The sequence below is a fragment of the Limnohabitans sp. Rim8 genome (assembly GCF_945901735.1).
Lineage (GTDB): Bacteria > Pseudomonadota > Gammaproteobacteria > Burkholderiales > Burkholderiaceae_C > Limnohabitans_A.
The window spans coordinates 16,060-35,679 of record NZ_CAMDLM010000015.1; the positions used below are offsets into that span (position 1 = coordinate 16,060).

General features: G+C 61.5%; 16 protein-coding genes. 7 read left to right on the forward strand and 9 right to left on the reverse strand.

Features of this window, described 5'->3' with window-relative positions; all coding sequences use genetic code 11:
* Positions 1–10: 10 nt before the first annotated feature.
* From Q0O99_RS09145 to Q0O99_RS09155, 3 genes are read left to right on the forward strand one after another with little or no spacing between them, the layout of a single operon-like run.
* Positions 11–1,234, forward strand: a complete 1,224-nt coding sequence (locus Q0O99_RS09145) for an MFS transporter (RefSeq protein WP_293750649.1) — start codon at positions 11–13, stop codon at positions 1,232–1,234.
* A 26-nt stretch (positions 1,235–1,260) separates the two neighbouring features.
* Positions 1,261–1,758 carry a nuclear transport factor 2 family protein gene (locus Q0O99_RS09150; protein ID WP_293750651.1) on the forward strand — a complete coding sequence of 166 codons (498 nt, stop codon included), beginning with the start codon at positions 1,261–1,263 and terminating at the stop codon, positions 1,756–1,758.
* Between the two features lie 31 nt (positions 1,759–1,789).
* Positions 1,790–2,602: an enoyl-CoA hydratase gene (locus Q0O99_RS09155; protein WP_293750653.1), complete on the forward strand. Its 813-nt coding sequence runs from the start codon at positions 1,790–1,792 to the stop codon at positions 2,600–2,602.
* 199 nt (positions 2,603–2,801) lie between these two features.
* Here Q0O99_RS09155 and Q0O99_RS09160 read toward each other — a convergent pair whose 3' ends face one another.
* The 3 genes from Q0O99_RS09160 to mutS form a co-directional block, all read right to left on the reverse strand.
* Complete coding sequence (locus Q0O99_RS09160) at positions 2,802–3,671, reverse strand: CoA transferase (RefSeq protein ID WP_293750655.1); 870 nt, start codon at positions 3,669–3,671, stop codon at positions 2,802–2,804.
* A 220-nt stretch (positions 3,672–3,891) separates the two neighbouring features.
* Positions 3,892–4,701, reverse strand: a complete 810-nt coding sequence (locus tag Q0O99_RS09165; RefSeq protein WP_293750657.1) for an alpha/beta hydrolase — start codon at positions 4,699–4,701, stop codon at positions 3,892–3,894.
* Between the two features lie 4 nt (positions 4,702–4,705).
* A complete protein-coding gene (mutS, locus tag Q0O99_RS09170) occupies positions 4,706–7,375 on the reverse strand; it encodes a DNA mismatch repair protein MutS (RefSeq protein WP_293750753.1) in 2,670 nt (889 codons plus the stop codon).
* Positions 7,376–7,650: 275 nt separating this feature from the next.
* Between mutS and Q0O99_RS09175 the strand changes: the two genes are divergently transcribed.
* Entirely contained in the window at positions 7,651–8,982 is a 1,332-nt protein-coding gene (locus Q0O99_RS09175; RefSeq protein WP_293750659.1) for a hemolysin family protein, read from the forward strand.
* Between the two features lie 69 nt (positions 8,983–9,051).
* Here Q0O99_RS09175 and Q0O99_RS09180 read toward each other — a convergent pair whose 3' ends face one another.
* A complete protein-coding gene (locus Q0O99_RS09180; protein WP_293750661.1) occupies positions 9,052–10,017 on the reverse strand; it encodes an inositol monophosphatase family protein in 966 nt (321 codons plus the stop codon).
* A 149-nt stretch (positions 10,018–10,166) separates the two neighbouring features.
* On the opposite strand from Q0O99_RS09180, the gene Q0O99_RS09185 reads away from it, so the two are divergent.
* Both Q0O99_RS09185 and cysE read left to right on the forward strand, forming a co-directional pair.
* Entirely contained in the window at positions 10,167–10,898 is a 732-nt protein-coding gene (locus tag Q0O99_RS09185) for an RNA methyltransferase (protein WP_293750663.1), read from the forward strand.
* A gap of 11 nt (positions 10,899–10,909) precedes the next feature.
* A complete protein-coding gene (gene cysE / locus Q0O99_RS09190) occupies positions 10,910–11,677 on the forward strand; it encodes a serine O-acetyltransferase (RefSeq protein ID WP_293750665.1) in 768 nt (255 codons plus the stop codon).
* A gap of 189 nt (positions 11,678–11,866) precedes the next feature.
* Here cysE and dnaG read toward each other — a convergent pair whose 3' ends face one another.
* Positions 11,867–13,930, reverse strand: a complete 2,064-nt coding sequence (dnaG, locus tag Q0O99_RS09195; RefSeq protein ID WP_293750667.1) for a DNA primase — start codon at positions 13,928–13,930, stop codon at positions 11,867–11,869.
* Positions 13,931–14,058: 128 nt separating this feature from the next.
* Between dnaG and Q0O99_RS09200 the strand changes: the two genes are divergently transcribed.
* Positions 14,059–15,717: an acyl-CoA synthetase gene (locus Q0O99_RS09200; RefSeq protein ID WP_293750669.1), complete on the forward strand. Its 1,659-nt coding sequence runs from the start codon at positions 14,059–14,061 to the stop codon at positions 15,715–15,717.
* A 51-nt stretch (positions 15,718–15,768) separates the two neighbouring features.
* Here the strand turns inward: Q0O99_RS09200 and Q0O99_RS09205 are convergent, their stop codons facing one another.
* The 4 genes from Q0O99_RS09205 to Q0O99_RS09220 form a co-directional block, all read right to left on the reverse strand.
* Positions 15,769–16,317, reverse strand: coding sequence for an NUDIX hydrolase (locus Q0O99_RS09205; protein ID WP_293750671.1), 549 nt, complete (start codon positions 16,315–16,317; stop codon positions 15,769–15,771).
* Positions 16,318–16,432: 115 nt separating this feature from the next.
* Positions 16,433–17,749, reverse strand: a complete 1,317-nt coding sequence (locus tag Q0O99_RS09210) for a TRAP transporter large permease (protein ID WP_293750673.1) — start codon at positions 17,747–17,749, stop codon at positions 16,433–16,435.
* Positions 17,746–18,234: a TRAP transporter small permease gene (locus tag Q0O99_RS09215; RefSeq protein WP_293750675.1), complete on the reverse strand. Its 489-nt coding sequence runs from the start codon at positions 18,232–18,234 to the stop codon at positions 17,746–17,748. Before Q0O99_RS09215 ends, Q0O99_RS09210 begins: the two co-directional genes overlap by 4 nt.
* 126 nt (positions 18,235–18,360) lie before the next feature.
* Positions 18,361–19,392 (reverse strand): TRAP transporter substrate-binding protein, encoded by a 1,032-nt coding sequence (locus tag Q0O99_RS09220; RefSeq protein WP_293750677.1) that lies wholly within the window; start codon positions 19,390–19,392, stop codon positions 18,361–18,363.
* Positions 19,393–19,620 lie beyond the last annotated feature (228 nt).

Genomic DNA, 19,620 nt, shown 5'->3' on the forward strand with positions numbered 1-19,620 from the left:
CAGTCCCCGCATGTCTGTCGCCCTGTCCGCCTCTTTTCACCGTCTGGCCTGGTCCAACCTGCTGGCCCAGTCGGCTGAGCAGCTGAGCCTGGCCGCTGTGCCTATTGTGGCGGTGCTGTTGCTGCAGGCCGGTCCCGGTGAAATTGGTTTGCTGGCCGCCATTCAGTCGCTGCCGTTTTTGCTGCTGTCCATGCCGCTGGGCCTGCTGGCCGACCGCACGTCGCGCACCCGCTTGATGGCGCTGGCCGAGACGCTGCGGGCCTTGGCTTTGTTGTTGTTGCTGGCGCTGATCGTCACCGGGAATGTGTCGATTGCGGCTTTGGCCGTCATTGGCTTCATCGTGGCGGTGGGCACGGTGGCGTTCAGTGTGGCCGCGCCTTCGCTGGTGCCTGCGCTGGTGCAGGTCGATGGCTTGGCGCAGGCCAATGGGCGCTTGGAGCTGGCGCGCAGCGCGGCGTTTGCGGCAGGCCCGGCTTTGGCCGGGGCCTTGATCGCGTGGACCGGGGCGTCGGCGGCGTTTGTGCTGTCGGGCATGTTGTCGGTGGCGGCGGTGTTGTGCTTGCGTGGCATCACCGAACCCGCGCGACCGAGCATGCCTGCGCGCCACCCTTTGCTGGAGTTGCAAGACGGGGCCAAGTGGGTGTGGCAGAGTGATTTGCTCCGGCCCATGATGTTTTGCTCAGTCGCCTGGAACATTTCTTGGTTCATGCTGCAAGCGGCCTATGTGCCCTATGCCATCCACGACCTGGGGCTGGACGCCAGTGGCGTGGGTGTGACGCTGGCTTTGTATGGCGTGGGCATGATCGTGGGGGCACTGCTGGCGCCGCGCATGGTGCGCTTGCTGCCGTTTGGCCAGGCCATTTTGCTGGGGCCTTATTTTTCGGTGCTGGCGGCCCTCACCATGGCTTTGACCTTGTTTTGGCCGCACGGCTGGTTGGCGGCGCTGTCTTATTTTTTCTTTGGAGCGGGGCCGATCATCTGGACCATCACCTCGACCACGTTGCGCCAGACGGTGACGCCCCGCGCCATGATCGGGCGGGTCACGTCGATCAACATCGTGGCCAGCACGGGCGCAAGGCCTTTGGGTGCGGCGCTGGGCGGTGTGGTGGGGGTGAGCTTTCCGGTATCAGTCAGCCTGTGGTGTGTGGTCTTGGGCTTTGGCCTGCAGGCCATCATCATCAGCGCGTCCAAGGTGCGCACGCTCAAGCGCTTGCCTGCGCCTTTGCCCGAATGATTTGAACAACGACAGGAGACCACAACATGGAACAACACAATTTCGAGGCATTGCTCCAGCGGTTTTCGGCCGCTGCCGAAGCGGGCGATGGCGAGGCCTTTGCCCAGTGCTTCACGCCAGACGGCATCTACCACGACTACATCTACGGTGACCACACGGGCCGTGCCGACATCGCCCACATGATGAACGACCTGTTCCACCGCGATGCCGGGCCGGATTACCGCTGGGAGATGTTCGAGCCCGTATGCAATGGGCAGGTGGCCTATGCGCGGTCTTTGTCGAGCTTCACCTCGCGGGTGCCCGAGTTTGCGGGACGGCAGGTGGTGATCGACGGCATCAGCCGCTTTGCGCTGCGTGACGGGCTGATTTGCGATTACAGCGAATCGGTCAATGGCGGCGTGGCCATGGTGCAGCTGGGGGTGGCTGCGCCGCGCCTGGAGAAGGTGCTCAAGCGCTGGAGCCAGCAGTTGCTGGACCAGCCCGCCACCCAAGCGTTTTTGGCCCGTGGCAAGCGCACGGTGTGAGTTGTTTATTGCTTCAATGAAAGGCCAGGCCATGGGTTACCAAGACATCCTTTACAAGGTCGAGCACCGCATCGCGACCATCACCTTGAACCGGCCGGACAAGCTCAACGCCTGGACCGCCGTCATGGAGCGCGAAGTGCGCGAGGCCATGGACACAGCAGCTGCAGATGACGGTGTGCGTGCCATCGTGCTCACGGGTGCGGGGCGGGGCTTTTGCGCCGGGGCCGACATGGATTTGCTCAAGGGCCTGGACCCAAGTGACATCACCGCAACCACCTGGACGAAACCTTTTGATGTGAACCAGCGGCTGGATTACCAGACGCGCTATGGGTTTTACCCGGCGATTCCGAAGCCGGTGATCGGCATGTTGAACGGCGCAACGGCGGGCATTGGGCTGGTGCACGCTCTGTATTGCGACATCCGGTTTGCGGCCGACAACGCGGTGTTCACCACCGCGTTTTCTAGGCGCGGCTTGATCGCCGAGCACGGCCTGAGTTGGACGCTGCCCCGCATTGTGGGCCACGCCAATGCGATGGATTTGTTGCTCTCGGCCCGCAAGTTGATGGCCCCCGAGGCGCAGGCCATGGGCTTGGTCAACAAGGTGTTTGCGCCCGACGCTTTGGCTGCCGCCACGTATGCCTATGTGCGCGATTTGGTGGACAACGTGTCGCCTCGCTCGATGGCCGTGATCAAGCGCCAGCAGTACGACGCGCCGTTCCAGACCCTGGCAGAAAACACCCGACAGGCCAACGTGGAGATGGCCCGCAGTTTTGCGAGTGACGACTTCCGCGAAGGCGTGGCGCATTTCATGGAGAAACGCGCACCGCAATTCACGGGGAAATAAGTGGATGGGGCGGACTATTTTTCAGGCCATGAGAAGTCTTCGGTGGTCAAAGGTGTTGTAGGTCGGCGGCTTTAGCCCCGACACGCAGCCTATGGCGATGCCCCAATGTCGGGGCTGAAGCCACCGACCTGCGAGGGGAGGGTGAACAAATTTCAGCGGGCCGGATCCTTAACGGGCAGATGCAGGGGCTGCCCCCGACTCACTTGTTGAGTGTCATCAACGGGATGTCTTTGGCCACCGCCAACTTGTCGAGCTGCGCGCGGGTTTGGCTGGCCAAGAAGGTTTCGATGGCTTTGCGCGTGGCGGGCTTGAACAGGTCTTTGACCGGGTGGGTCAGTTGGACGCCTGCAGCTTCGCACAGACTCAGCGCAAAGTGCGGCTCCAGCGCGGCCACGGCCACGCGACCGTTCTTGCAAGCGTAAATGCGGTAACCCGCGTGTGCCCCCCCCACCGCACCGTCGGGCGTGGTCATGCGCAGCTGCCGGGGCAGGGCCAGCCAAGCGGCGGCATCGGACAGGGCCACTTCGTGGTGCGAGCCTTTGCCTGAGGTCTTGAGCGAGATGACCGCTTTGAGCGTGGCTTCGCTGGCCATGAGTGCGCCGCCCATGTCGGCAAACAAACTCGGGGGCAGGTCCATGCCGTTGACCAGGCCCACTTCGGCTTGGTAGGTCAAATCGTGGCCAGGGATTTCGGCCAGTGGGCCGGGGGCGCCCACCACTTCGATCAGGCTGAGCGCGGGGTATTGCTTGCGCAGTGACTTCCAGCTCAGGCCCAGCTTGGTCAGGGCCGAGGGGCGAAACGAGGTCAGCAGCACATCGGTCTTGGGCAGCAGCTTGTGCATCGCAGCTTGCCCTGCTGCGGTTTTGAGGTCCAGGGTGTGGTGTTTCACGCCCTTGTGCATCAGCGCATAACCCTCCGGCGTGTAGTGCTCCATCGGGTCGCCAGAAGGCGGGTTGACCTTGGTGCAGCTGGCACCCATTTGCGCCAAGCGCATCAAGGCCGCAGGGCCGGGCAGGTTGAGGGCCAGGCTGACGACGCGAATGCCGCGAAGGGGTTGTGAGGATGACATGCGGATGACCTTGGAAATGTTTCTCAAGCATTATGTGCAAGGCGCTGACGCGGCACTGTCACCTGCGCGGAAGGGGCGCAGGTTCTTGTCGGGGCTGAAGCCGCCGACCTCCAAAGACAGGGTTCCCTCAGTCGGGTCTGAAGCTGCCGACAAAGACGTGGTTTCCGCAGATTGCCTGCCGGATAGGCTTTTGCAAAAGACAGGCCTTACGCAGGAAAGTTCAGGCCCCCAGATTGCGCAAAGTCGCTTCGATCGCGGCAGCGGTGGCGATGGGCTTTTCCATGGGGAACAGGTGCGAGCCGTCGAGCATCATGATGCGGCCTTTGACGACTTGGTGCGTCAGGTCGGTGCCGGCTTGGCGCATTTCTGCCGAGTGCGTGCCGCCGATGAAGGCGGCGGGGCATTTGAGGGGTTTGCGCTTGAGCAGGCTGTCGAGTTTGTGCGGCAGGCTGTTGTAAATCGCGGTTTCGATGGCGCGGTCAAAACTGAGCACGCGCTGGCCGCCTTCGTCGTGGGTGCCATGCTCAATGTAGTCCTGCAGGACTTGCGGGTCCCAGCGGGCAAAGGATTTTTTGTGCGCAAAGCTCTCGAGCGCGGCTTGGGCATCGGGCCAGTGGTGGCGGCGTTTTTGGCTGATGCGACCGGGTGAGAGTGCGCCGATCAGGGGGGTGCGTTTGGCCAAGCCCAAGGTGGTGGCACGCCAGCCGCCCAGCACGGGTGAGTCGATCAGCACCACACCGCGCGCCAGCTCGGGGTGGCGGGCAGCGCACATCAGGCTCAAGATGCCGCCCAGTGAATGCCCGACCAAAAAAGCAGGGCCGTCCGAGCCTTGCTTTTCATGCGCAAAGTCGGCCAGCTGCTGCACCAAGTGGGGCCAGTTGTTGGTGACGGGGTATTTCGGGTCATGGCCGAACTTTTCGATGGCATCGACCTGAAAGCCGCGCTGACGCAGGTTGTCTAACAGCACGCGGTAAGTGCTGGCTGGAAAGCTGTTGCCGTGCGAGAAGATGATGCGGGGTGAGGTCTGCATGGTTTTAATTTTTCGGCAGCAGGCGCTGCAAGGCATACAGGGCGTCCAGCGCTTCACGGGGGCTGAGTGCATCGGGGTTAATTTGGGCCAGCGCCACTTCGATCGGGCTGGGGCCGGTGGCTTCGGTTTCGGGCGGGGCAGCGAACAGGTCGACTTGCTGGCGGCTTTCGGTGGCACCGGCTTCCAGGGCACTGAGTGCATGCCGCGCGTGGTGGAGCACGGCGGCCGGCATGCCTGCGAGTCGCGCCACCTGCACGCCATAGCTCTTGCTGGCGGGGCCGGGTTGCAGCTCGTGCAAGAACACGATGGATGAGCCCGATTCAGCCGCGCTCACGTGCATGTTGACCGCAGCGGTGTGCGTGGCCGGGAACTCGGTCAACTCGAAGTAGTGCGTGGCAAACAGCGCAAAGGCCTGCGTTTTGTTGTGCAGGTGCGTGGCGATCCCGCTGGCCAGGGCCAGGCCATCAAAGGTTGAGGTGCCGCGCCCAATCTCGTCCATCAGCACCAGGCTGTGTGGCGTGGCGCTGTGCAAGATTTGCGCGGCTTCGGTCATCTCCAGCATGAAGGTCGATTGGGCGTTGGCCAGGTCGTCGGCCGCACCGATCCGGGTGTGGATCGCGTCGATGGGGCCGAGGCGGCAGCGGCTGGCGGGCACGTGGCTACCGATGCTGGCCAAAAGCACGATCAGCGCCACTTGGCGCATGTAGGTCGATTTACCGCCCATGTTGGGGCCGGTGATGACCTGCAAGCGCTGCTTGGGGCCCAGCACCGTGTCGTTGGCGATGAAACTGGCCCCGGACATCTGGGCCAAGCGGGCCTCGACCACCGGGTGGCGGCCTTGGCGAATTTCGATGCAGGGCTCTTTGGTGAATTCGGGTGCGCACCAATGGAGAGTGAGCGAGCGCTCGGTCAGTGCACACAACACGTCCAGGCTGGCCATGGCTTGCGCCAATTCGGTGAGCGAGGGCACAAAGGGTTGCATCTGGTCCAGCAGGCCTTCGTAGAGCCACTTCTCGCGGGCCAAGGCGCGTTCTTGCGCCGACAGGGCTTTGTCTTCAAAAGTTTTGAGCTCGGGCGTGATGAAACGCTCGGCGTTTTTCAGGGTCTGGCGGCGGCGGTAGTCGCCCGGTACTTTGTCGAGTTGCCCTTGCGTGACCTCGATGTAAAAGCCGTGCACCTTGTTGAACTGCACCCGCAAATTGGCGATGCCGGTGCGTTCTTTTTCGCGGGTTTCCAGGTCGAGCAAGAAGGCATCGCAGTTGGTCTGGATGCCGCGCAACTCGTCCAGCTCGGCGTCCAGGCCGTCCGCGATGATGCCGCCGTCGCGCACCAGGGCGGCGGGCTCTTCGAGCAGGGCCATGTGCAGCAATTCGGCGCAGTGTGTGGGCGGTGTCAGCCATCGGGCCATACCCGCCAGCAGGCTGCCTGGCTCTGGCTGAAGCGCTTGCAGTTGCACAGACAGCGCAGCCGCACGCGCCAGCGCATGGCGCAGGGCCACCAGCTCGCGCGGGCGCACTTGGCGCAGCGCGGTGCGGGCGGTGATTCGCTCCACGTCGCTGGCGCCTTTGAGTTGTTCTCGCAGGCTGATCCAAGCCTCTTTTCTGGCTTCGCCGCTCTCGCCACGCAACACGGCTTGGGCTTGCAGGCGTTGCTGCGCCACTTGTCGTTCTCGCGGCGGGCTGAGCAGCCAGCTTTTGAGCAAACGGCTGCCCATGCCGGTCATGCAGGTGTCGAGCAGGGCAAACAGGGTGGGCGAATCGGCCGCACTTTCGCCGCGCAGGGTTTGCGTCAGCTCCAGGTTGCGTCGCGTGCTGGCGGGCAGGTCCATCAGCGCGTCCGAGCGCTGCACTTGCACGCGTTGCACATGCGGCAGGCTGCGGCCTTGGGTGTGTTCGGCGTAAGTCAGCAGGGCGGCGGCAGCGGCGTGCGCATCCGCCAGCGTGTCGGCGCTCCACGCGGCCAGCGACGCGGCTTGCAGTTGCGCCAGCAGCTTGCGCTGGCCCAGGCCCGCGTCAAACTGAAAATCGGGCCGCAGGGCCAGCGCCCAGTTGCCTCGGCCTGCGGTTTTGAGGCCCCGCAGTTTTTGCTCAAAAGAGGGCGTCATGCCCGCGCTGGCCAGCAGTTCGCTGGGCGCGATGCGGTCGATCCAGTCGGCCAATCCGTCTTGCGCGCATTCGGCCAGGTGCACCACGCCTTGGGTGACGCTGAGCCATGCCAGGCCGCAGCGGTTTTTGCCCGCCTGGTGCACGGCCAGCAAGATGGCTTCGCTTTTGTCGGAGAGCAACTCTGTGTCGGTCAGGGTGCCGGGTGTGACCACGCGCACCACTTTGCGCTCGACTGGGCCTTTGGCTGTGGCCACATCGCCCACTTGCTCGCAAATGGCCACCGACTCGCCCAGCTTGATCAAGCGGGCAAGGTAGGTTTCCATGGAATGGAAAGGCACGCCCGCCATGAGCACAGGCTGCCCTGCCGACTGACCCCGGCGCGTCAAGGTGATGTCCAGCAGGCCTGCGGCTTTTTCGGCGTCGCCAAAAAACAGCTCGTAAAAGTCGCCCATGCGGTAGAACACCAACGTGTACGGAAACGCCGCCTTGATGCCCAGGTACTGGGCCATCATGGGCGTGTGGCCAGCGTAATCGGCGGGGCTGAGGGAGGGAGAGGTGTCGTTTGGCATCAAGGGCATGGCCGACCTGGCAGTGGGGCACCGGGGCAGGGGTGCAAGGGTGGGGCTGCGCTGATTTTATTCGGCGCGAGGGGGACGGGTGACCTGAGCCTGATGAACGCAAATTTTGGGCGCATGCCATGTCTGAAAAACCACGGGCCTGGCTGGCCTTGGCCCTGCTTTTTGACGTGATGTGGGACAGCGCATGGCAAGGTCTTTGGGGGTCTGAATTGCATTTACTTACAATGTCGGCTTGTTAACTACCAGGGCTCAGTCGAGCCCGTTGTATGGAAATAGCGATACTTTTTGCCCTCATCTGTCTGAACGGTGTGTTTGCCATGTCCGAGATTGCCTTGGTCACTGCCCGAAAAGCCCGGCTTCAGAAACTCATTGATGAGGGCGACAGCGGTGCCGCAGCGGCTGTCAAACTGGGCGAAGATCCCACGCGTTTTTTGTCCACCATCCAGATCGGCATCACCTCCATCGGTGTCCTGAACGGTATCGTCGGTGAGGCCGCTTTGGCTGCACCGATGGCCTTGTGGCTGGTGTCATTGGGTGTCCCCAACGGCTATGCCAGCTTCGCTGCCACTGGCATTGTGGTGCTGACGATCACTTATTTTTCGATTGTGGTGGGCGAATTGGTGCCCAAGCGCATCGGCCAGTCTTACCCCGAAACCTTTGCCCGCCTGGTGGCCCGGCCTATCAACTTTTTGGCGCTGGCGACCAAGCCCTTCGTGATTTTGTTGTCGGCCTCCACCCGCGCTTTGTTGCGCCTGATGGGCGTGAAGGAGACCAAGGGCACGCCCGTGACCGAGGAAGAAATCCACGCCATGTTGGTGGAGGGCACCTCGGCTGGCGTGATCGAATCACACGAGCACACCATGGTGCGCAACGTGTTTCGTTTGGACGACCGCCAGATTGGTTCGCTCATGGTGCCGCGTGCCGACATCGTCTGCCTGGATGTGGACGACTCGTTTGATGACAACCTGCGCCACATCGAAGAGTCGGACCATGCCCGCTTTCCGGTGGTGCAAGGCGGCATAGAAAACATCCTGGGCGTGATCAATGCGCGCCAGTGGCTCACGCGGGCGTTGAAAGACAAATCGCAGTCGCTGCGCGAGCAAGGGCTGCAAAGCCCGCTGTACGTGCCCGAAACCATCACCGGCATGGAGTTGCTGGACAACTTCAGGTTGTCCGACGTGCACATGGCGTTTGTCATCGACGAGTACGGCGAGGTGCAGGGCATCATCACGCTGCAAGACCTGATCGAGGCCATCACCGGCGAGTTCCAGCCGCGTGACCCTGAAACCTCTTGGGCGGTGCAGCGCGAAGACGGCAGTTGGCTGCTGGACGGCCACATCCCGGTGCCCGAACTGAAGGACCGTCTGAACCTGGACACCGTGCCCGAAGAGGAGCGTGGCCGTTATCACACCCTGAGCGGCATGATCATGCTGCTGACCGGCACCTTGCCCAAGGTGGCCGATGCGGTGGAGTGGGAAGGCTGGAAGTTGGAGATCGTGGACATGGACGGCCGGGCCATCGACAAGGTGCTGGCCATGCGCTTGCCGCCCACCGAGCCGGAGGACGAGGCTGAAGGGACACTGTTGCTGGGCAGCTGATCTTCCGGTGGCCACAAAAAAAGCACCCGACGAGGGTGCTTTTTTTCGTGGCCAGTGCTTGCCGCCCGCTTAAAAGGGCGCGTCCTTGGGCGCACCCTTGGCCTGACTGCTGTCGTTGCTGCTGGCCGGGGCGGCATCGTCTTCGGTATCCGGGTTGTGCGTGTCGCCTGTGCGCTCGCGGCTCAGGGCGTCTAAGGCGGTGCGCACGTTGGCTTTGTCGCCCGCGCTGGCAAATTTGCTGTACTTGCCCAAGATGGTGACCAGTTGCCCATAAATGCGGGGCGCACCGGCCAGGCATTCTTTTTGTTCCAGAAAGTCAGACTCGCCTGTGAAGTTGCCAATCAGGCCACCGGCTTCGGTGACCAGCAGCGAGCCCGCAGCCACATCCCAAGGCGACAGGCCGGTTTCAAAGAAGCCATCGGTAAAGCCTGCAGCCACATAGGCCAAATCCAGGGCTGCAGCACCAGGGCGGCGCAAACCGGCGGTGCGTTGCATCACATCGCCCATCATGCGCAGGTACTGGTTGAAGTTGTCGCCCTTGCGGAAAGGGAAGCCCGTGGAAATGATGCACTCTTCCATCCGAATGCGCTTGCTCACGCGCAGGCGGCGGTCATTCATGAAGGCGCCACGGCCTTTGGTGGCAGTGAACAAGTCGTTGCGGGTGGGGTCGTAAATCACGGCTTGCTCGATCTTGCCGCGTACTTGCAGGGCAATGCTCACGCAATAAACAGGAAAGCCGTGGATGAAGTTGGTCGTGCCGTCCAGCGGGTCGATGATCCAGATGTGGTCCGCCAGTGGGTTGCCGAATTCGCGGCCCGACTCTTCGGCCAAGATGCCGTGGTCGGGGTAGGCCGTGAGCAAGGTCTCGATGATGACTTTTTCGCTGGCGTGGTCGACTTCGGTCACAAAGTCGTTGACCTGCTTTTGCGAGATGCGAACCGATTCAACGTCGAGCGCAGCGCGGTTGATGATGGCGCCAGCGGCGCGCGCAGCCTTGATGGCCACGTTGAGCATGGGGTGGAGATTGGACGACATGAATTGTGTGAAGAACTGAACTGGCCCACGCACGATCGCGGCGGCGAAGGGCGGATTTTCTCACGAAAAACGGGGGCATTCGCCATTTGGGCGTCCTGAGCCGCGTGTGCCTTCCCCTGGCTGGGCTGGGGAGCGTGGACAATCGGGTCATGCAAACGCGATTCATCTTGATAGAAACCAGCCATGCGGGCAATGTGGGCGCTGCCGCTCGGGCCTTGAAAGTCATGGGCTTTGACGACTTGGTGCTGGTGGCGCCGCGCTGGGCCAATGTGCTGCGCAAAGAAGAAACCATCCAACGCGCCAGCGGGGCGGGCGATGTGCTGGCCAAGGCGCGGGTGGTGAACACATTGGACGAAGCCTTGGAGGGCGTGACCCATTTGTGCGCCACGGCCATGACGCCGCGCGACTTTGGCCCGCCCACCCGCTCGCCGCGTGAGCACTTTGCCGAGCTGACCCGACCCGGTGCGCCTGAGCAAAGCGTGGCTTTTTTGTTTGGTTGCGAGCGCTTTGGCATGAAAAACGAGGATGTTTACCGCTGCCATGTGGCGCTGTCGATCCCCACCCATCCTCAATTTGGCTCGCTCAACCTGGGCTCAGCCATTCAGGTCATTGCCTACGATTGGCGCGTGGCTTTGGGAGGTTTTCCGGTGCAGGATGCCGTGGCGCCATCGGACAAGGCCGATGCGCATCAAGTGTCCGGCATGCTGAGCCATTGGGAACAAGCTTTGACCGACATCGGTTTTTTGGACCCGGCTGCGCCCAAAAAGCTCATGCCACGCTTGAACCAGTTGTTCAACCGGGCCGACCTGAGCCCAGAAGAAATCCACATCCTGCGGGGGGTCGCCAAGGCCATGATCCAGGCGGCCAACGGCAAACGATAGACTTGGGGCCTATGTTTCCTCGCCTTCGCTCCGACATCCAATGCATCCTTGACCGCGACCCGGCCGCCCGCACCAGGTGGGAGGTGTTGACCTGCTACCCCGGCTTGCACGCCTTGGTGCTGCACCGCCGTGCGCACTGGTGCTGGAACCATGGCTTCAAGTGGCTGGGGCGCTTCATCTCGCATGTGTCGCGCTGGCTCACGGGCATCGAAATCCACCCCGGTGCGCAGATTGGCGAGCGGGTGTTTTTTGACCATGGCATGGGCATCGTGATCGGCGAGACGGCCCAAATTGGCGAGGGCTGCACCATTTACCACGGCGTCACTTTGGGCGGCACCTCTTTGTACAAAGGGGCCAAGCGCCACCCGACTTTGGGCCGCGATGTGGTCATTGGCGCGGGGGCCAAAGTGCTGGGCGGGTTTGAGGTGGGCGATGGGGCCAAGGTGGGCTCGAACGCGGTGGTGACCAAGCCGGTTCCGGCCGGGGCCACGGCGGTGGGCAACCCGGCCCGCATCATCCAGGCTGAGCAAGATGCCAAGCGCGAAGAAGTGGCGACCAAAATGGGTTTTTCGGCCTATGGCGTGACCCAAAACGACGACCCGCTGAGCCAGGCCTTGCGCGGTTTGATCGACAACGCCGCAGGCCAGGAGCATCAAATTGCCATGATCTGGCAAGCCTTGGAGCAGTTGTGTGCCCAGCAGCAGGTGGCCATGCCCGGCGACGCTGCCAAACGCGAGACCTTCGAGGCGGATAAATTCAACGAGTGGGTGGGCAAGTAATCCCATTGCGCAATGACCACATCGGTCATTTTGGGCAGTCTTGTAGGTCGGTGCCTTCAGGTCCGACATGAACGGTGGTGTTGCGTTGCCGTTTGAAAATGTCGTTTCGCGAGAGGATGGCTGTCGGACCGCAAAGGCCCGACCAACGGGGGATGGCTGTCGGAACGTAAATGCCCGACCGGGAAAATTTCAGGGCGCTGCCTGCAGCGCTGCAGCTGCGGCCATCAGCGCTTTGCGGCGTTCGTGGAGGCTGCGCCAGCGCTGCTGGGCTTCGGGGTCTTGCCCGGTGCTGGCCTCAGTGAGGGCTTCGGTTTCGAGCTGCTTGAGGCGATCGATCATCAGCAGGGTGAGCAAGCGGCGCAGTTCCTGGCGGGCTTCTTGCGGGTCGGGTGGGGTGGCGTCTTCGCTGCCGGCCACGGCATTCAGGTTGTCTTGCGCCATCCAGCGGGTGGCGTCGCCTGCAAAGGGCTGGTCTTGCATGTGCTCGCGCAAGGCGGACCAGCCCACAGCCCCTTGTTCGTGAAACTGTGATTCGAGCCATGCAAACAGCGGGCCGTGCGGCGCGGGCAGGTCGCACAACATGGCGTGGTCTTCGCCCGCCAGCGATTCCCACAGCGCCATGTTGCCCAGCAGCAGGCGGGCCGCGTGGTCGGCCCGGCTGGCGGGCACGGTGCGCGGGCCGGTATAAACCGGAGGCTGCTCACGTTTGTACTTGCTGTTGCCAAATTTGCTGCCCGACGTCCAGCTGGGGTTCTTGCTTTTCCAGTGGCTGTTGCCGTTGGACGGCACGAAAGTGTTGGCACCCGACCAGGCCGGTGGCTCGCCGTAGTGGGGCTCGAAGTGGGTGTATGCGTCATGCCCTGCACTGGCGGCCTGGCTGTAGGCCGCGTTGGCCGACTGGGGTGTGTGCGCCGCGGCACTGCGTGCAGCGGGTGCAAAGCGTTGCTCGTTTGCCGCTTGCTGGCCCCACAGTTTTTCAAGGCCTGCAGTCTCCAGCTGAATCAGTTGCGCCAACTCTGACAGCAGTTGCTGTTTGAGCGCACCCTCGGGCAGCAGCTGCCACAGCGGGCGGGCTTGGCTCGACAAGCGTGCACGTCCTTCGGCCGTTTGCAAGTCGCAGTCGACGCTGGCCGCGTCGATCAAAAAGCGCGACAGCGGCATGGCTTGCTTGATTTGTTCGGCAAAAGCTTCTTGACCAAACTCGCGCACATAGCTGTCGGGGTCGTGCTCGGCGGGCAAAAACAAAAACTTGATGCTGCGCACGTCGGTGGCGTAGGGCAGGGCGCCATCGAGCGCCTTGCGGGCGGCGCGGCGGCCTGCGCCGTCACCGTCAAAGCTGAACACCACCGCGTCGGTGAAGCGGAACAGCTTTTGCACATGGTCGGGTGTGCAGGCCGTGCCCAGCGTGGCCACCGCGTTGGCAAAGCCGAGTTGCGCCAAGGCCACCACGTCCATGTAACCTTCGGTGACCAGCACGTAGCCTGCGCTGTGCAGGGCTTCGCGGGCTTCGTACAGGCCATACAGCTCGCGGCCTTTGTGGAAGACGGGCGTTTCGGGCGAGTTGAGGTACTTGGGCGTACCCGAGCCAATCACCCGTCCGCCAAAGCCGATGCACTCGCCTTTGATGTTGCGGATCGGGAACATGATCCGGTCCCGAAAACGGTCGTAGCGCTTGTCGTCCTCTTCGTTCACGATCACCAAGCCGCTTTCAGCCAGCAGCGGGTCGTCGTATTTGGGGAAGATGCTGGCCAGACTGCGCCAGCCTTCGGGCGCGTAGCCCAGGCCAAAGCGCTTGGCGATTTGGCCTGACAGGCCCCGGCCCTTGAGATACGCCACCGCCCGTGGCGTGATTTTGAGCTGCTCGCGGTAAGCGTCTCCGGCTTTTTCCAGCACATCGCTCAGGCTGTCTTGCTTGGCTTTTTGGGCTGCCGCTTTGGCGCGGTCTTCGGGCGATTGTTGTTCTTCGGGCACCACCATGCCGGTTTGCTGGGCCAGGTCTTTCACCGCCTCGATGAAAGTCATGCCCGCGTGCTCCATCAAGAAGCCAATGGCATTGCCATTTTTGCCGCAGCCAAAGCAGTGGAAAAACTGCTTGGTGGGGCTGACGCTGAAGCTGGGGGATTTTTCGCCATGAAAAGGGCACAGGCCCATGAAGTTGACGCCGCCTTTCTTGAGCTGCACGTACTTGCCCACGATGTCGACCACGTCGACGCGGGACAGCAACTCCTGGATGAAAGACTGGGGGATGGCCATAAGAGGGCTATTTTCGCCGATTAGGACGGTTCATTCCATGCGGGTTTCGGGGCAAACCAGCATGGATTTCAGCGCTGGGTCAGGCAAACTGTTCAACATCCATCCGTTAGCCGAAACAGGACCCGCTCATGACCGATACCAAAGTCAGCATCTTTGACCAAGACTTGCCCCAAACCCCCGCCAACCACGCGCCGTTCTCACCCTTGAGCTTCATCGAGCGCACGGCCGAGGTGTACCCCCACCGGCTGGCCATCGTGCACGGCGATTTGCGCCAGGATTGGGCCACCACTTACCGGCGCTGCCGCCAACTGGCCAGTGCGCTCACGCAGGCGGGCATTGGCAAGAACGACACGGTGGCGGTGATGCTGCCCAACACCCCGCCCATGGTCGAGGTGCACTTTGGCATTCCGATGGCGGGAGCGGTGCTCAATGCCATCAACACCCGGCTTGATCCGGAGACCGTGGCCTTCATGCTGGACCACGGCGAGGCCAAGGCGGTGATCGTGGACCCGGAGTTTGCGGGCACCATGAAAAAGGCGCTGGCGCTGCGCCAGTCCACAAGGCCTGTGCTGGTGATTGACGTGGAGGACGCCCTGTACTCCGGCCCCACCGAAAAGCTGGGCGAACTGTCTTACGAAGCCTTTGTGGCCCGGGGTGATGCCGACTTTGCCTGGAGCCTGCCTGCCAACGAGTGGGACGCGATTGCGCTGAACTACACCAGCGGCACCACCGGTAACCCCAAGGGCGTTGTTTACCACCATCGGGGCGCGGCGACCAACGCGATCTCCAACATTTTGGAATGGGACATGCCCAAGCACGCGGCCTATTTGTGGACGCTGCCCATGTTCCATTGCAACGGCTGGTGCTTTCCGTGGACGGTGGCGGCGCGTGCGGGCGTGAACGTGTGCTTGCGCAAGGTCGATGCCCAGGCCATGTTCGACGCCATGCGTGACCAGGGTGTCACGCATTACTGCGGTGCGCCCATCGTGCACGGCCTGCTGGTCAACGCCCCAGCCGCCATGAAGGCGGGCGTGCCCGCTGGCATCCAGGCCATGGTGGCGGGCGCAGCGCCACCGGCCTCGATGATCGAAGGCATGGAGCAAATGGGCTTTAACTTGACCCATGTGTATGGCCTGACCGAGGTCTATGGCCCTGCCACCGTGTGCCCCAAACACCCCGAGTGGGACACGCTCGACATTGGTGATCGGGCTCGGCTGAATGCCCGTCAGGGGGTGCGCTACCACCTGCAGCGCGACGTGCGGGTGCTCAACCCTGAAACCATGCTGCCTGTGCCGCAAGACGGTGAGACCATGGGCGAGATCATGTTCAAGGGCAACATCACCATGAAGGGGTACCTGAAGAACCCCAAAGCCACGCAAGAGGCCTTTGCGGGTGGCTGGTTCCACAGTGGCGACCTGGCGGTGCAGTACCCGGACGGCTATTTCAAAATCAAGGACCGCAGCAAGGACATCATCATCTCAGGCGGCGAAAACATCTCATCGATCGAGGTGGAAGACGTGCTGTACCGCCACCCCGCTGTGCTGGCGGCGGCCGTGGTGGCCAAACCCGATGCGCGCTGGGGCGAGACGCCTTGCGCCTTTGTCGAGCTGAAGGCCGATGCCCAAGTCACTGCCGAACAGATTGTGGCTCATTGCAAGCAACACCTGGCGGGTTTCAAGGTGCCGCGTGCCGTGGTGTTTGGCGAATTGCCCAAGACCAGCACGGGCAAGATTCAGAAATTCGAGTTGCGCAAGCAGGCGGGGTCGGCTGAAGCGATCGACGTTTGATCGTTGAGCGTTAAGCGGTTAAGGGCTGGCGGCCGGCGTTGAATGCTGCGCTCAGGCGATGTCGAACGCGTGGGTGCCAAAGTGGCCTGCACGGCGGTCGGCAAAGTAGTGCTCCAGCGTTTCCTTCACGGTCCTGAACGCCAATTCGTCCCAAGGGATTTCGTCCTCTTTGAAAAGGCGAGCCTCCATGGTTTCGTGGCCGGGGTCAAACGCGTCGCTGGTCAGGCGTGCGCGGTAGTACAGGTGCACTTGGCCCACACGCGGCACGCTCATCACCGTCAGCAGGTCTTCCATGATGAACTGCGCGCCCGCCTCTTCGGTGGTCTCGCGCGCTGCGCCTTCTGAGGTGGACTCGCCCAGCTCCATGAAGCCGGCAGGCAAGGTCCATTTGCCTTTGCGCGGCTCGATGTTGCGTTTGCACAGCAGCACTTGGTCGCCCCAGTGGGGCACGGTGCCCACCACGTTCAGGGGGTTTTCGTAGTGCACCGTGTGGCAGGCGGTGCAGATGGCGCGCAGCTTGGTGTCCCCGTCATCGGGCAAGCGGTAGGCCACCGCTGCGCCGCATTGCCGGCAGTGTCGAATGGTGCGGTCAAACATCATGAAATGGGCTCGAATTGGGGGTGCAAAAAAGGCATTGACCCAAGTCTAACCAGTCCGCCATAAAAAAACCTCCAAGGCGCTCAGCCATGGAGGTCTTTGCTGTGGCACGGCCCGATCAGGTCAGGTAAGGAATCAAGAACAGCGCGATGCCCGGGAAAAACAGCAGCAGCAAGGTGCGCACGGTATCGCTGATCAAAAACGGCATGATGCCTTTGTAGCTTTCGCTCAGCGGAACGTCTTTGGCCATGCCATTGACCACATAAACGTTCAGGCCCACAGGCGGTGCCAGCATGCCAAAGCCCACGGTCATCAGCACCATGATGCCGAACCAGATGGCGGTGTACTCCGGCGTCATGCCGAAGTCGAGTTTCATGATGATGGGGAAAAAGATGGGGATGGTGAGCAGCAGCATGGACAGCTCGTCCATCACCGCGCCCAGCACCACATACAGCAGCAAGATGCCCGAGACCACCAACAGCGGGGCCAGGTTCATGGACACCACCATTTCGGCCAGTTGAGCGGGCACTTGCGTGCGGGCCAGTGCGGCGTTCATGACATCGGCACCCAAGAAGATCATGAAAATCATGGCGCTGCTCAAGGCCGTTGCATGGAAACAGTGCAAAAACTTATCCCAGTTCAATTCGCGCTTGAGCAGTGCGGCCACAAACGTGGATGCAGCGCCCACGGCCGCCCCTTCGGTGGGGGTAAAAAAGCCCGCATAAATACCGCCAAACACGATGATGAAGATGGTGGCAATGGGCAAGATGCCTTTGAGCGATTCAAACGTCAGCTTCTCGCGCTCTTCCTGGTCAGGGGCTTGGCCGGGAACCAGGCGAACGTAAACAGCAATGGCGATCATGTAACCGACCATGGCGATGAGGCCGGGCAGCATGGCCGCAGCAAACAGCTTGGCGATGTTTTGCTCGGTCAAGATGGCGTAGATCACCAAGGGCACGGAGGGCGGAATCAAAATGCCCAGCGTGCCGCCGGCAGCCAGCGTGCCGGTGGACAGGCGACCGGAATAACCGTGGCGCTTCATCTCGGGCAAGGCCACGCCGGTGATGGTGGCCGCCGTGGCCACTGAGGAGCCACAAATGGCGCCAAACGCACCGCAGGCCAGCACAGCACCCATGGCCAAGCCGCCTTTGAAACGACCCATGACGGCCGCTGCAAACTGAAACAGCGCTTTGCTGATGCCGCCTTGCGTGGCGAAATTGCCCATCAAGATGAACAGCGGGATCACCGACAGGTCGTAGTTGGCCAAGCGGGCAAAGGCCAAGTTGTTCAAAAAATTCAGAAAAGGCGAGACACCCGACTGCAAAACGAAGCCCACGGCCCCTGCCAGAAACATGGCGCCAGCGATCGGCACGCGCAAAACCATGAGCAGCAACATGATGCCGAAAATGAGCAAAGCCAATTGGATGGGGGTCATGTCAAAGCCTTCTGGTGATCCATGGACGAGAGCGTTTGCATGGCGGCGATGACCGCGCTGATGCCAAAAGGAATGCACATGCTGGTGAAGACGATCCAGTCGGGGAAACCCAGCAACATGGATGCCCCCATTGTTTCTTTGGCATTGATGGCCGCAGCGCCGCAGCGCCAAGCCAACAAGGAGAAGATGATCGTCATGAGCAGGTCACCCAAGCGGTCAAGCTTAAAGTGGGTGGCCTCACTGCACTTGGCAGTGAAAAAGTCCACGATGATGTTTTCGCGCTTGAACTGACACAAGGGCATGAACAGGGCAATGGCAGCGCCTGCGCCAACGCCGGTGAGTTCAAAGTCGCCAATCAGGGCGGTGTCAAAAAAGTTCCGCCCGATCAGGCTGTAACAGGTCATCAGCATCAGGCTGGTGATCACCAGCCCTCCCAATATGCTGCAGAGCCTGGCAAGCCGCTCCAAGGGGTTTGAAAACATCATGGTGTGCTCCGCTGAGCGGGAAAGTGAAAAATCTGTATGGCTGCTTGCGCAGGCGGGGCACAAACCCGCTTTGCATGAAAAAAAGAGCAGGGACATCCCTGCTCTTTGTTGGCATCAAAGCGCCAATTACTTGGTGTATTGCTTGATCAGGTCTGATGCGGATTGGAGCATGCCTTTGCCGTCCATGCCCTTGCCGGTCATCTCGGCCACCCAAGCGTCGTCCAGAGAGTCCGTGGCTTTCTTCCATTTTTCCAGTTCAACTTTGGGGATGATGGTGATTTTCTGGTTGGTCGAAGCTTCAAACACTTTTTTGCCGACGGCATCGTGGCCTGCTTGGGTCTTGCCCAGGAAGGCTGACAGTTCGCGGCCCGAATTTTTGTCGATGACGGCTTTCAAGTCGGCAGGCAGCGAATCGTACTTGGCCTTGTTCATGGGCAGCACGAACACGGTGGTGTACAGCGCGTTGTAGCTGCGGTCGGTTTCGGCCGTGAAGTTGGTCAGCTCATTGACCTTCAGGCTGGGCGCGACTTCGTAAGGAATCACCGCACCGTCAATCACACCTTTAGACAGCGCTTCAGGCACTTGCGGCACAGGCATGGCCACGGGCGTAGCGCCCATCATCGCGACCATTCTGTTGACTTGGCGTGTGGGAGCGCGCACTTTCAGACCCTTGAGGTCGGCCATGGTGGCCACGGCTTTGTTCTTGGTGTAAATGTTGCCTGGGCCATGCACGTGGATGGCCAACATCTTCACGTCTTTGAAGTCGTCCTGGGCGTATTTCTGGCCGTAGTCCCAAGCGGCGCGGCTGGTGGCTTCGGCATTGGTCATCATGAAGGGCAACTCGAATACTTCGAGTTTGGCCAGTTTGGGTGTGAAGGCTTGCAAAGTCCAAGCCACGTCCACCACGCCATCACGGGCCTGCTCATACAACTGCACGGGTGTGCCGCCCAGTTGCATCGAGGGGAAGATGTCGCACTTCAGGCGGTCTTTGGAGTCGCGTGCAATGTTTTTGCACCAGTCGCCCAGCATGGTGGTGTGCTGAATGGTTTGTGCGCTTAGAAAGTGGTGCACTTTCAGGGTGATGGTTTGGGCATGCACGCCAAAACCAATGGCCATCAGGCCTGCGGCCAAGGCCGTTTGTTGTAGGAATTTATTCATTGGCTTGTCTCCATCATGGGTTGAAAAACGGGATGATAAACCAACCATGCGGTCGGTTAATTAAAAGAATGGCTCCAGTGGTGCTCAGTTTGGGGAGCCCTAAAGCCACCTCTTTGCAATGCACATGAATTATGTTGCAACTTCGTTCGCCTAGTTCAAGGGTTAACCCTTTATTTCAGGGGGGTGTACTTTTGTTGGTTGAACCAAAGTGCTTTTCGTTCTGGGGGT